This is a genomic window from Streptomyces sp. 150FB, assembly GCF_000818195.1.
GTDB lineage: Bacteria > Actinomycetota > Actinomycetes > Streptomycetales > Streptomycetaceae > Streptomyces.
This window is the reverse complement of the sequence record NZ_JTHL01000001.1, coordinates 8,223,428-8,236,148: the sequence shown is the minus strand read 5'-3', so window position 1 is coordinate 8,236,148 and position 12,721 is coordinate 8,223,428. Positions and strand designations below refer to the sequence as shown.

Sequence of the window (12,721 nt, the reverse complement as noted above, 5' to 3'; positions counted from 1 at the left end):
GACGGCGGTGATCGCCCCGGCGACCGCCGAGGCCGTCGCCCTGGCAGCGGCCGCCCCCGAGACGGCGCCTGCCGAGCCGGCCGCCGCGATGTCCGTACCGCAGGCAGGGCAGCCGGGCCTGAAACTGCTGAGCCGCATCGGGGTCGTCGACCCACTCAGCCTCGACGACTACCGCAACCACGGCGGCTACGCCGCGCTGCGGCGCGCCTTCGACATGGGTCCCGCCGAGGTGATCAGGGAGGTCACCGACTCCGGTCTCGTCGGCCGGGGCGGCGCCGCGTTCCCGACCGGGCGCAAGTGGGGGGCCACCGCTTCGCAGCCCGAGCGCACGCACTACCTGGTCTGCAACGCCGACGAGTCCGAGCCCGGGACCTTCAAGGACCGGGTCATCATGGAGGGCGACCCGTACTCCCTGATCGAGGCGATGACCATCGCCGGGTACGCGGTCGGCGCGCATCGCGGCTTCCTCTACCTGCGCGGTGAGTACCCGCGCGCGCTGCGCCTGCTGGAGAACGCGATCGGCCAGGCGCGCAACCGGGGACTCCTCGGCGACAACGTCCTGGGCCAGGGCTACGCGTTCGACATCGAGATACGGCGGGGAGCCGGGGCGTACATCTGCGGCGAGGAGACGGCCCTGTTCAACTCCATCGAGGGCTACCGGGGCGAGCCGCGCTCCAAGCCCCCGTTCCCCGTGGAGAAGGGTCTCTTCGGCAAGCCGACGGCGGAGAACAACGTCGAGACGCTGGTCAATGTCCTGCCGATCCTCAACGAGGGCGCCGCGGCTTTCGCCGCGACCGGCAGCGGCCTGTCCACCGGGCCCAAACTGTTCTGCGTCTCCGGCAATGTCGCCCGCCCCGGCATCTACGAGCTCCCCTTCGGCGCGACGCTGGGGGATCTACTCGACCTGTCAGGCGCGTCCGGGACCATGAAGGCGATTCTGCTGGGCGGCGCCGCCGGTGGCTTCGTACGCCCCGACGAGCGGGACATCCCGCTCACCTTCGAGGGCACCAGAGCGGCCGGGACCACGCTGGGATCCGGTGTGGTCCTGGTGCTGGACGAGAGCGTCGAGCTGCCGAGAATCCTGCTCCGTATCGCCGAGTTCTTCCGCGACGAGTCCTGCGGGCAGTGTGTGCCCTGCCGGGTCGGCACGGTGCGGCAGGAGGAGGCGCTGCACCGCATCAAGGACCGCTCGGGCACCGAGGCCGCCGGAGACATCGCGCTGCTGCGCGAGGTCGGGAGCGCCATGAAGGACGCCTCGATCTGCGGTCTCGGCCAGACCGCGTGGAACGCCATCGAGTCCGCCATCGACCGACTGGGGGCCTACAAGTGACTTCCGTACCACTGCAACCTCCGCGCCGACTGATCGAGTTCACACTGGACGGCCAGGAGACCCGGGTCCCCGAGGGCTCCACACTCCTCGACGCCTGCCGAGCGGCCGGCAAGGACATCCCGACGCTGTGCGAGGGCGACACACTCACACCGAAGAACGCGTGCCGGGTCTGTGTGGTCGAGGTCGAGGGCGCACGGGTGCTCGCACCGGCCTGTTCGCGCCGCGCCGAGGCGGGCATGACGGTCCATACGGACACCGAGCGCGCCCGGCACAGCAGGAAGATCGTCCTCGAACTCCTCGCCTCCTCGACGGATCTCTCGACCACCCCGAGGGCCGCCGAATGGATCAAGGAGTACGAGGCGAAGCCGGACCGCTTCGGTCCCGACGCCGCGCGGCTCAATGAACAGCCAAAAATCGACAACGATCTCTACGTCCGCGACTATGACAAATGCATCCAGTGTTACAAGTGTGTCGATGCCTGCGGTGAGCAGTGGCAGAACTCGTTCGCGATCTCTGTCGCCGGCCGTGGCTTCGACGCGCGCATCTCCACCGAACACGACACCCCTTTGACCGATTCGGCCTGTGTGTACTGCGGAAACTGTGTCGAGGTCTGTCCGACCGGGGCACTCAGCTTCAAATCCGAGTTCGACATGCGGGAAGCGGGTACCTGGAACGAGGAAGTCCAGACCGAGACGACCACAATCTGCGCCTACTGCGGTGTTGGCTGCAATCTGACCCTGCACGTGCAGGACAATGAGATCGTGAAGGTCACCTCGCCGCACGACAACCCGGTGACACACGGCAATCTCTGTATCAAGGGCCGGTTCGGCTACCAGCACGTACAACAACGCTGAATCGAAACGAGTAGGACTGATCACATGGGACGGGTCACCGAGCGCCGCCGCACCATCCGTATCAGGGACGGAGTCGTCTCGACCCGTCCCGATACCCTGGTGGCCGAAGAGCCACTGGAAATCCGGCTGAACGGAAAGCCGCTCGCCATCACGATGAGGACGCCGGGTGACGATTTCGCACTCGCGGCCGGCTTTCTGGTCAGCGAGGGTGTGCTCGCGGCGGGCTCGGACGTACGGTCCATCGTGTACTGCGCCGGGGCGAAGGACGACGGCTCGAACACGTACAACATCGTCGACGTCCAGCTCGCGCCCGGCGTACCGATTCCGGACATCTCGCTGGAGCGCAACGTGTACACGACCTCGTCGTGCGGACTGTGCGGCAAGGCGAGCCTGGAGGCCGTGCGTACGACGGCCCGTTTCACGATCGACGACACTCCCCCGGTCCTGGTCGAGCCCACTCTGCTCGCCGGCCTCCCCGACCGGTTGCGGGCGGCACAGCAGGTCTTCGACAGGACCGGGGGTCTGCACGCGGCGGCTCTCTTCACCGAGCACGGTGAGATGGTCGACATCCGGGAGGATGTCGGCCGGCACAACGCTGTCGACAAGCTTGTCGGCCGGGCGCTGCGGCAGGATCTCCTGCCGCTGTCCCGGTCGATCCTCCTGGTCTCGGGACGGGCTTCTTTCGAGCTCGCCCAGAAGGCCGTGATGGCGGGCATTCCGGTGCTGGCGGCGGTTTCGGCGCCGTCGTCGCTCGCCGTCGATCTGGCCGCCGAGACGGGGCTGACCCTGGTCGGCTTCCTGCGCGGCCAGTCCATGAACGTGTACGCGGGCGATGAGCGGATCGCCCTGCACACCGGGGTGGCATAACTCGCCCCGCTGCACGGGATAAGGGTCCGGCCGGCGGGGAGCGCCCCCTGCGTCGGCCGGACCCCCTCCGTCCTCCGGGCGATCTCCCGCCCGGTGTTCCTACGGCTGCGAGCAGTCGAGCGCGGCCTCCTCGTGCACCTCGCCGCGCGCCACGATCCGGCTCTCCGCCTCAGCGGGCAGCGGATCCCGTGCGCGCCGTCTGGCGATCACCGCGCACACCATGAGCTGCATCTGGTGGAACAGCATCAGCGGCAGCACCGCCAGGCTCGCGTGCGCCCCGAACAGCACACTCGCCATGGGCAGCCCGGCGGCCAGGCTCTTCTTCGACCCGGCGAACTGGATCGCGATCCGGTCCCCGCGGGTGAAGCCGAGGCGCCCGGCCCCGTACCAGCTCACCGCCAGCATCGCGGCGAGCAGCACCGCTTCCACCGCGAGCAGCTCCAGCAGCCGGACCAGCGTCACCTGGTGCCAGATGCCGGCGACCATGCCCTCGCTGAACGCGGTGTAGACGACCAGCAGGATCGACCCCCGGTCGACGAGGCTCAGCAGCTTCTTGTACCGGGCGAGGAACCGTACGAGCCAGCGGCGCAGCAGTTGGCCGGCGACGAACGGCAGCAGAAGCTGCGCGACGATCTGGAGCAGCGCGTCGGCGGAGAATCCTGCGCCCTGGCCGCCGATCAGCAGGGCGGCGAGCACCGGGGTGATCACGATGCCGGCCAGGCTGGAGAAGGATCCGGCGCAGATCGCGGCGGGCACATTGCCGCGTGCGATGGAGGTGAAGGCGATCGACGACTGGATGGTAGACGGCACCAGGCACAGGAAGAGGAGGCCGCTGTAGAGCTGGGGTGTCAGCGCGAACGGCACCAGGCCCCTGGCGGCGATGCCGAGCAGCGGGAAGAGCAGAAACGTACAGGCGAGGACACTCACGTGGAGCCGCCAGTGCTTGAGGCCGTCCAGCGCCTCCCGGGTGGAGAGTCTGGCGCCGTAGAGGAAGAACAGCAGCGCCACGGCGCCGGTCGAGGCGCCGCCGGCGACATCGGCGCCACCGCCGGACGCCGGGATCAGTGCCGCGAGGGCGACGGTCGCTATCAGCGCCAGGATGAAGGCGTCGACAGGCAGCCAGGACGGCAGGTGCGGGGTACGGCGGCGGTTCATGTGCTCCACTAGCTCTCGGTACAGGTCGTGCCCTCTCCATCGTCCGCCTGATCGGTGTGATCGGGAATCCCATGGGCCGCGCTCACTGTCATTGCGTTCCGCGATAACCTGGGCGTTATGTACGACCCGGGGCAGTTGCGTACGTTTCTGGCCGTCGCGCAGACGCTGAGTTTCACCCAGGCGGCGCGGCGGCTCGGGCTGCGCCAGTCCACCGTGAGCCAGCATGTGCGCCGGCTCGAACTCGCCTCGGGCCGCATGCTGTTCACCCGTGACACGCACAGCGTGGAGCTGACGGAGGACGGCGAGGCGATGCTCGGCTTCGCGCGTACCATCCTCGCGGCCCATGAGCGGGCGGCGGCGTTCTTCGCCGGTACGCGGCTGCGCGGCCGGCTGCGGTTCGGCGCTTCGGAGGACTTCGTCGTCACCCGGCTCCCGGAGATCCTGGAGTCCTTCCGGCGGGAGAATCCCGAGGTCGACCTGGAGCTCACGGTTGGCCTCTCGGGCTCACTGCACCGGCAGTTGGCGGCGGGAAAGCTCGATCTGGTGCTGGCCAAGCGGCGTACGGGCGACACCCACGGCGAACTCGTCTGGCAGTCCCCGCTGGTCTGGATCGGCGCGCCGTGGCTGCGGCTGGACGCCGAGCAGCCGGTGCCACTGATCGTCTTCCCGCCGCCCGGCATCACCCGGGCCCGCGCGCTGGAGGCGCTGGAGGCGGGCGGCCGTCCCTGGCGGATCGCGTGCACGAGCGGCAGCCTGAGCGGGCTGGTGGCCGCCGCCAGGGCGGGCCTCGGTGTGATGGCGCACACCAGGGGGCTGATCCCGCCGGGGCTCGTGCCCGTACCGGCCAGGGCGGGGCTGCCCGATCTCGGTGAGGTGGACTTCGTCCTGCTGCACGGCAGGGGGCGCGGCAGGGCGGGCGCCCAGGAGGCGTCGGACGCACTGGCCGCGGCGATCCTGGGCGGCGGTGACCGGCTGCACCGGCCGGTCGACGGTCTCTGACGGGGGCCGGGGCGGGGGCGGGGGCGTACGGTACGTATCCGCTCAGGCGCGCGCGGCGCGGGCGCCGGGGCGGCGGCGTTCCTCGTACGCGAGTTGCTTGAACGTCCGCAGGACGGGGCCGCACTCCACGTGCTGGACGCCGTCGAGCCTGCCGACCCCTTCGCTGAGGTAGCGGTAGACGGACGCGGTGTCGCGGCAGACGATGACGGCGAGGAGATTGCTGTCGCCCGCCGTCGCCGAGACGAAGGCGACCTCGCGGTGGGTGGCGATCTCACGGCCCACGGAGTCGAGCGCCGACGGCGCCGCCGTGATCCACAGGATGGCGCGTGCACCGTCCTCGAAGCCGCCCCGCTCGAACTGCATGTCGATGTAGATCGCCCCTGACCGCAGGAGCCGGCCGAGTCTGCGGCGTACGTACGACTCCGGGCGCCCGGTGGCCTGCCGGAGTTCGGCGTAGGTGGCGCGGCCGTCGCGTTCGAGGGCGGCGACGAGAGGTTCGTCCTCGGGTGTCAGGACGGCGGGGCCCGACCCCTCGGGTGTTGTGTCGGGACCGGCGGCCCGCAGCCTGCCCACCTGTTCCGGCGTGAGGGCGCCGCTCTTGCCGACGAGGCCCTCGGAACCGCCGTAGAACCGGTGCAGCAGCTTGTGCGCCTTGATCTCCAGGACACCCGGGGTGCGCGGGAGTCTGCCGAGGAGCAGCTCCTCCTGTTCGCTCTGGCTGCTCGCGCGGACGGTGCACACGACTTCCGTGGGGCCGGAGACCAGGGCTATCCAGGCGGTGTCGGGGCGTCTGGCCAGCGCGTGCGCGAGCCGCTCGGCGCCGTCGGGCGCGCAGCGCATCCGGAGCAGCCAGCTCTCGTGGCCGAGGCGCTCGCCGTCGCGGACGGCGACGACCCGTATCTCCATGGCCGAGGTGAGCCGGCGGAAGCGGCGGGCGACAGTCTGGTCGGAGACGCCGATGACGTCGGCGATGCGGCTGAACGGCGCCCGGCCGTCGATCTCCAGAGCGTGCAGCAACTGACGGTCGAGCTGGTCGAGCGTGTGGATTTCCATCCGCCAAGTCCCGTTCGATGTCGGATTCCGGCACTTCACGCCTTCCGACTGCCGGATTTCGGGGGTCGTCGCCGATCGTAGGGGACGGCACAACATCGCAGAAGGAGAACATCATGCGTAAATGGGGGCCGCTCGTCGCGGTCTGTCTCGGGACATTCATGCTGTTGCTGGATGTCACGATCGTGATCGTCGCGCTGCCGGGGATGGCCACCGGCCTGGACGCCTCGCTCTCCGGGCTCCAGTGGGTGATCGACATCTACGCGCTGGTGCTCGCCGCGCTGTTGCTGGGCGCGGGCGCGGCCGCCGATGTGGTGGGTCCGCGCCGGATGTACGCGGTCGGTACCGGCCTGTTCGCCCTGGCGTCCTTGGGGTGCGGGTTGGCCTCGACCACGGGTGAGCTGATAGCCCTGCGGGGTGTGCAGGGCATCGGCGCGGCCGCGATGTTCGCCACCACGCTGTCGCTGCTGGCCTCTTCGTACCAGGGGCGGGACCGTTCGTTCGCGCTCGGCATCTGGGGTGCGGTCAGCGGTGCGGCGGCCGCTCTCGGCCCGGTGCTGGGCGGGGTGCTGACCGAGGGGCTCGGCTGGCGGTGGATCTTCTTCATCAACCTGCCGGTGAGTGTGGCGGCGATCTGGATGACACTGCGCGCGGTCCCCGCTTCACGGCGGGACAGCACCCGGCGTATCGACTGGGCGGGCACCGCTTTCTTCGCGCTGTTCGCCGGGGGCCTGACCTTCGGTGTCGTACGGGCGGGTTCCGAGGGCTGGACCTCCACACAGGCGGATGTCGCCTTCGTGGTGGCCCTGTTGGCCCTGGCGGCCTTCATCACGACCGAACTGCGGTCGGCGCGGCCGCTGATCGACCTGCGGCTTTTCCGCGGCGCTTCGTTCGTGGCGGTGATGGTGGCGGCGCTGTGCTTCAACGCGGCCGCGTTCGGTGTGCTCCCGTACACCTCGATCTGGTTGCAGACACTGCTGGGGATGAGCCCGGTGCGCGGTGGTCTCGCGCTGCTGCCGCTCGCCATCATGTCGTTCGTGGTGGCGGCGCTGAGCGGGCGGCTGCTGCACGGTGCGCGGCCCGGGCTGGTGATCGGGATCGGGATGCTGTTCATCGGTGGCGGTGCGTTCGCCATGGCCACACTGGACGCCGGCTCGGGCTGGACGTCGCTGATCGTGGGGCTCGCCCTGGTCGGTGTGGGTGTGGGGCTGGTGTCGCCGGGGATCGCGGGCGCCGCGCTCGCTTCCGTACCGCCGCGTGACGCCGGGATGGCGGGCGGCGCCGTCAACACCTTCCGGCAGTTGGGCTTCGCGCTGGGTGTCGCCGTCTTCGGTACGGTGGCGACCTCCCGGATCACGGATTCGCTGAGCGGTGCCACCGCCGACCCCAAGGGCGCCGCGCACGTCCTCGCCGGGGGCGGGGCAGGGGCGCTGCGGAGCGCCGTGCCGGAGGGGGCTCTGCACACCGCCTTCGCGAGCGGGCTGAACGGTGCGGCGCTCGTCGCCGGGGCCGCCGGTGTGCTCGCCGGTGTTGTCGTCCTGGTGTGGGTGCGCGGTCCCGGCGCGGGAGCGCGGGGCCCGGAGGCCGCCTCACAGGTCCGGACCACAGTTCCGGTGCCCGCCGAGCACGGGTGACACCACGGGAGTGACAACGGCGTACGGATTCGGTGGAGATTCCCTCGCGCCGCACTTACCCTTCGGGCAGATGTATGTCCGGGCCCTGCCGGTTGGCCCCATTTAGGGTGCCGGTCTGCGGTGGTATGACCTGGCTCCGGTTCCGCACACAGACTCCCCCGCAAGCCCGGTGTGGGGTAGCGTCACGGCGCTGTGCGGAGCGCCACAAGGAGCAAGTCATTGCGCGAGTTCACCTCTCCACCCCTCGCGGCTGCGCCCCACGTCGGTGGGCTTGCGGACGCCGTCTTTAGTCATGCTCATGACGACCCCAGCTATGTCGCCCTCGGCCGCAAGGACAAGGACGGCCGGTGGCAGGACGTCACCTCGGCGCAGTTCCGTGACGAGGTGCTCGCCCTGGCCAAGGGGCTGCTCGCCCATGGCATACGGTTCGGCGAGCGGGTCGCCATCATGTCCCGTACGCGGTACGAATGGACGCTGTTCGACTTCGCCCTCTGGTCCGTCGGCGCGCAGTCCATACCGCTCTACCCCACCTCCTCGGCCGAGCAGGTGCTGTGGATGCTCCACGACTCCGAGGTCTCGGCCTGCATGGTCGAGAACGAGGACCACGCGATGACCGTCGGTTCGGTGATCGACCGGCTGCCGCTGCTCAAGCGGCTGTGGCAGTTGGACGCGGGCGCCGTCGACGAACTGCTCGCCGCAGGCGCCGACATCGAGGACGAGGTGGTCCACCGGCACCGCAAGGCGGTGACACCGGAGTCGGTGGCGACGATCATCTACACCTCCGGCACCACGGGCCGCCCCAAGGGCTGTCTGATCAGCCACTCCAACTTCATGTACGAGGCCGACACCGTCATCAACCGCTGGGAGCCGGTCTTCCACTCCCGGCGGGGCGATCAGGCCTCGACGCTGCTCTTCCTGCCGCTCGCCCACGTCTTCGGCCGGATGGTCGAGATCGCGGCGATCAGGGGCAAGGTCAAGCTGGGCCACCAGCCGGAGCTGAGGGCGAGCGCGCTGCTGCCGGATCTGGTCGCCTTCCAGCCCTCGTTCATCCTGGCCGTGCCGTACATCTTCGAGAAGGTCTACAACGCGGCGCGGCGCAAGGCCGAACGCGACGGCAAGTCCGGCCCGTTCGACAAGGCCGTCGATGTGGCCGTCAGGTACGCGGAGGCCAGGGAGCACCGGGTCTTCGGGCTCGGCCCCGGTCCTTCCGCCTCGCTGCGCATGCAGCACCAGTTCTTCGAGAAGGCCGTCTACAGCAAGGTGCGCGCCGCGATGGGCGGCCGGGTGCGGCACGCCTTCTCCGGCGGTTCGGGGATGGACCGGCGGCTCGGGCTCTTCTTCGAGGGCGCCGGTGTCACCATTTTCGAGGGGTACGGCCTGACGGAGTCGTCCGCCGCCGCCACGGTCAACCCGCCGGAGCGCGCGCGGTACGGCACGGTGGGGCAGCCGATCCCCGGCAGCTCGGTGCACATCGCTGACGACGGCGAGGTATGGCTGTTCGGCGGTCATGTGTTCTCCGGGTACCTCAACGACCAGAAGTCCACCGACGCCACCCTGTACGACGGCTGGCTGGCCACCGGGGACCTGGGCTCGCTGGACGAGGACGGCTACCTCACCATCACCGGGCGGAAGAAGGAGATCCTCGTCACGTCCGGCGGGAAGAGTGTGCAGCCGGGCGCCCTCGAGGAGCGGGTGCGGGCGCATCCGCTGGTGGCGCAGTGCATCGTCGTCGGGAACGACAGGCCGTACATCGCCGCGCTCGTCACCGTGGACCAGGAGGCCGTCGAGCACTGGCTCACGGTGCAGGGCAAACCGCCGCTCAACTCCCGGGACCTGGTGCGCGATCCCGATCTGGAGATGGAGGTACGGCGCGCCGTGGTTGCCGCCAACACGTCGGTGTCGCAGGCCGAGTCGATCCGTACGTTCCGTATCCTGGCGCACCCGTTCAGCGAGGAGCACGGGCTGCTGACACCGTCGCTCAAGCTGAAGCGCAAGGCGATCGAGACGGCGTATACGGTCGAGGTCGACGCCCTGTACCGATGACAGCCGCCGGCGACCGGCGCCGTTCCCCCGGGAATGCGCGTGTGTCCGCGATCGTTGGGCGGACGAAGACCATCCACAACGTTAGGATCCACCGCTCGTGAGCAAGGTTCCCACCCTGACCCTCAACAACGGCGTCACGATGCCCCAGCTCGGCTACGGCGTCTGGCAGATACCGGACGACGAGGCGGTCTCCGCCGTCGGCGCCGCGCTGGAAGCCGGCTACCGCAGCATCGACACCGCCGCGGTGTACGGCAACGAGGAGGGCACGGGCAAGGCGATCGCCGGCTCCGGGATCGCCCGCGACGAGCTGTTCGTCACGACGAAGCTGGGGAACGGCGACCAGGGGTACGACTCCACACTGCGTGCCTTCGACGCCTCCCTGGAGAAGCTCGGCCTCGACCATGTCGACCTGTACCTGATCCACTGGCCGATGCCGGCCAAGGACCGTTACGTCGACTCGTACAAGGCCTTCGAGAAGATCCTCGCCGACGGCCGCGCCAGGGCCATCGGTGTGTCCAACTTCCTGCCGGAGCACCTGGAGCGGCTGACCGGGGAGACGTCCGTCGTCCCCGCCGTCAACCAGATCGAACTGCACCCGCAGCTCCAGCAGTCCGAGTCCCGCGCCGCGCACGCCACGCACGGCATCGCCACCGAGGCCTGGTCCCCGCTGGGACAGGGCAAGGGCCTTCTCGACATCCCGACGGTCGTCGCGATCGCCAGGAAGCACGGGAAGACTCCGGCGCAGGTGGTGCTGCGCTGGCACCTCCAGCTCGGCAACGTGGTGATCCCCAAGTCGGTGACGCCGTCGCGGATCCGGGAGAACATCGACGTGTTCGGCTTCGAGCTGGACGCCGACGACCTGGCCGCCTTCTCCGCGCTGGACGAGGGCAGGCGCATCGGCGGCAACCCGGCAGAGGTGAACTGAACCCACCGGTGTGAGGGGGTGTGACACCGGCCCGGTACCGCTGCCGCCCGTAGCGGTACCGCTGCCCGTACCGGTATCGGCGGTGGGCCGGTGTCACACGCGTACGCTCTCAACTCACGCCGTGTCCCGGGGCGATCGCCTCGACACGCAGCGCCAGCGCGACGTCCTTGTCCGTGACCGCGCCGCCCGCGCTGTGCGTGTGGACGGACAGTGACACGGTGTTGTAGCCGAGCGTCAGCTCCGAGTGGTGGTTCAGCTCGTCCTGGAGCTGGGCGATGTGGACGACCATGGCGGTCGCGGCGAAGTGTGTGCCGAGCCGGTAGGAGCGGGTGAGCCGGCCGCCGTCGAGGGACCAGCCGGGGAGATCCCGCAGCCTGGCCTCGATCTCGTCTGCCGGCAGTGGTTCGGTGGCCATGGCGGGGGTTCCTTCCGGGAGTGTGCGGCGACCTCGCTGACCCGGCCGACGATACGTCGTACACCCCCGCGGTTCCGGTCCTACCGCTCCCCCGGCCCGGAAGTGTCGCGGGGTGTGTCGCCGGTATGTATTACGGTCCTCCTCATGACAGCTCTCGCCCCGGGCATGGGAGTCGGCCCACTGCTGCGCGACTGGCGCAGGCAGCGCCGGATCAGTCAGCTCGACCTCGCGCTGCGCGCGGATTCCTCCGCCCGGCACATCAGCTTTGTGGAGACGGGCCGCGCTCGTCCCAGCGAGGAGATGCTGCTGCGGCTCGCCGAACACCTCGATGTGCCGGTACGGGAGCGCAACTCCCTCCTCCTCGCGGCTGGTTACGCGCCGCGCTACACGCAGACCGCGCTGGACGACCCGGCAATGGGCGCGCTGCGCGAGGGCCTGGAGCAGCTTCTGCGGGGATACGAGCCGTACCCGGCGCTGGTCGTCGACGGCACGTACACCGTCATGGCGGCCAACAGCGGCATCGCCATGCTGATGGAGGGTCTTCCGGAGAAGCTGCGCACACTGCCGGGCAACGCCATGCGGATCACACTCCACCCGGAGGGACTTGCCCCGCGCATCCGCAATCTGCGGGAGTGGCGTGGCCATCTGCTCGACCAGATGGAGCGCCAGCTCGCTCTCACTCGCTCCCCCGCGCTGCGCGAGCTGTACGACGAGGTGGCCGGCTATCCCCTGCCGGACTCCCCCGAGGAACCGGCGGCGGACGGCGGGCCCGCCGTGGCGGGCGGGCTGGCGCTTCCGCTGCGGATCGAACACGACGGACGGGTACTGTCGTTCGTTTCGTCCATCTCCACCTTCAACACCCCGATGGATGTCACGGTCGCCGAGCTGGCCATCGAGACGTTCCTGCCGGCCGATCCGGCGACTGTCGCGTATCTGACGTCGCGTGAGCGGATGGGATAGTGGAAGGACCACGGCCGTCGGCCGCGCTTCCGGGGGGAGGGACGCATGACCGGAAACGAATCGCCGGACCTGCCGCATCCGTTCATGGGATCGGTACGGGCGCTGCTGGCCTCCATGGTGCCGGGCCCCGGCCGGCTGCGGCGGACGGTGTCTGCTTCGGCCCCCGCGGTGGCCCGGGGTGATGTCGGTGACCGGGCCGGACGGCCGAGCCGGGCGGTGCTCCGCGAGCGTGAGCAGCGGACGCTGCGCGAGTGGGCGGTGCTGCGTGACCGGCTGACCGGCGTCGCGCGGGAGCGGCTGGCCGATGTGGGGGACCTGCTGAGCGACGCCCGGCTGGAATTCACCCCCGGTACGGCGGAGACGGCCGTACGGCGTGACTACGTATGGGCGGTCGAGGCGTTCCAGGCGGCCGGCAAGCTGCTCGACGAGGCGGCCGATCTGCCGGACCTCGCCGCCGCCGTCGTCCTCGCCGATCGCGCGCTGGAGCGC

12 protein-coding genes are annotated in these 12,721 nt (G+C 70.0%); 9 read left to right on the top strand and 3 right to left on the bottom strand.

The features are described 5' to 3' along the window. The 3 genes from QR77_RS35330 to fdhD form a co-directional block, all read left to right on the top strand. Positions 1 to 1,330 (top strand): NADH-ubiquinone oxidoreductase-F iron-sulfur binding region domain-containing protein (locus tag QR77_RS35330; RefSeq protein ID WP_040026079.1); only part of this gene is annotated, 1,330 nt, incomplete at its 5' end. After that, a complete protein-coding gene (locus QR77_RS35325) occupies positions 1,327 to 2,184 on the top strand; it encodes a 2Fe-2S iron-sulfur cluster-binding protein (RefSeq protein WP_040026078.1) in 858 nt (285 codons plus the stop codon). The genes QR77_RS35330 and QR77_RS35325, both read left to right, overlap by 4 nt. A gap of 24 nt (positions 2,185 to 2,208) precedes the next feature. Further along, positions 2,209 to 3,051: a formate dehydrogenase accessory sulfurtransferase FdhD gene (gene fdhD, locus QR77_RS35320; protein ID WP_040026077.1), complete on the top strand. Its 843-nt coding sequence runs from the start codon at positions 2,209 to 2,211 to the stop codon at positions 3,049 to 3,051. Between the two features lie 99 nt (positions 3,052 to 3,150). Here fdhD and QR77_RS35315 read toward each other — a convergent pair whose 3' ends face one another. After that, positions 3,151 to 4,206 carry a bile acid:sodium symporter family protein gene (locus QR77_RS35315; protein WP_040029214.1) on the bottom strand — a complete coding sequence of 352 codons (1,056 nt, stop codon included), beginning with the start codon at positions 4,204 to 4,206 and terminating at the stop codon, positions 3,151 to 3,153. 108 nt (positions 4,207 to 4,314) lie between these two features. Between QR77_RS35315 and QR77_RS35310 the strand changes: the two genes are divergently transcribed. After that, the gene (locus QR77_RS35310; RefSeq protein ID WP_173476476.1) at positions 4,315 to 5,205 is read left to right on the top strand and encodes a LysR substrate-binding domain-containing protein; all 891 of its coding nucleotides are present in this window, start codon (positions 4,315 to 4,317) and stop codon (positions 5,203 to 5,205) included. Positions 5,206 to 5,247: 42 nt separating this feature from the next. Here the strand turns inward: QR77_RS35310 and QR77_RS35305 are convergent, their stop codons facing one another. Beyond that, complete coding sequence (locus tag QR77_RS35305; protein WP_040026075.1) at positions 5,248 to 6,258, bottom strand: Lrp/AsnC family transcriptional regulator; 1,011 nt, start codon at positions 6,256 to 6,258, stop codon at positions 5,248 to 5,250. Between the two features lie 113 nt (positions 6,259 to 6,371). On the opposite strand from QR77_RS35305, the gene QR77_RS35300 reads away from it, so the two are divergent. The 3 genes from QR77_RS35300 (at position 6,372) to QR77_RS35290 (ending at position 10,857) form a co-directional block, all read left to right on the top strand. Next, the gene (locus QR77_RS35300) at positions 6,372 to 7,889 is read left to right on the top strand and encodes an MFS transporter (protein ID WP_063798117.1); all 1,518 of its coding nucleotides are present in this window, start codon (positions 6,372 to 6,374) and stop codon (positions 7,887 to 7,889) included. 219 nt (positions 7,890 to 8,108) lie between these two features. Then, positions 8,109 to 9,932 carry an AMP-dependent synthetase/ligase gene (locus QR77_RS35295; RefSeq protein WP_040026074.1) on the top strand — a complete coding sequence of 608 codons (1,824 nt, stop codon included), beginning with the start codon at positions 8,109 to 8,111 and terminating at the stop codon, positions 9,930 to 9,932. A 97-nt stretch (positions 9,933 to 10,029) separates the two neighbouring features. Beyond that, on the top strand, positions 10,030 to 10,857 hold the full coding sequence (locus QR77_RS35290) for an aldo/keto reductase (protein ID WP_040026073.1): 828 nt from the start codon (positions 10,030 to 10,032) through the stop codon (positions 10,855 to 10,857). A gap of 109 nt (positions 10,858 to 10,966) precedes the next feature. Here QR77_RS35290 and QR77_RS35285 read toward each other — a convergent pair whose 3' ends face one another. Next, positions 10,967 to 11,272, bottom strand: a complete 306-nt coding sequence (locus tag QR77_RS35285) for a 4a-hydroxytetrahydrobiopterin dehydratase (RefSeq protein ID WP_040026072.1) — start codon at positions 11,270 to 11,272, stop codon at positions 10,967 to 10,969. Positions 11,273 to 11,416: 144 nt separating this feature from the next. Here QR77_RS35285 and QR77_RS35280 point away from each other — a divergent pair, with 144 nt between their 5' ends. Continuing rightward, positions 11,417 to 12,232 (top strand): helix-turn-helix transcriptional regulator, encoded by an 816-nt coding sequence (locus QR77_RS35280; protein WP_040026071.1) that lies wholly within the window; start codon positions 11,417 to 11,419, stop codon positions 12,230 to 12,232. 45 nt (positions 12,233 to 12,277) lie between these two features. Next, positions 12,278 to 12,721, top strand: a 444-nt coding sequence (locus QR77_RS47130; RefSeq protein WP_040026070.1) for a hypothetical protein, incomplete at its 3' end; no start/stop codon positions are given.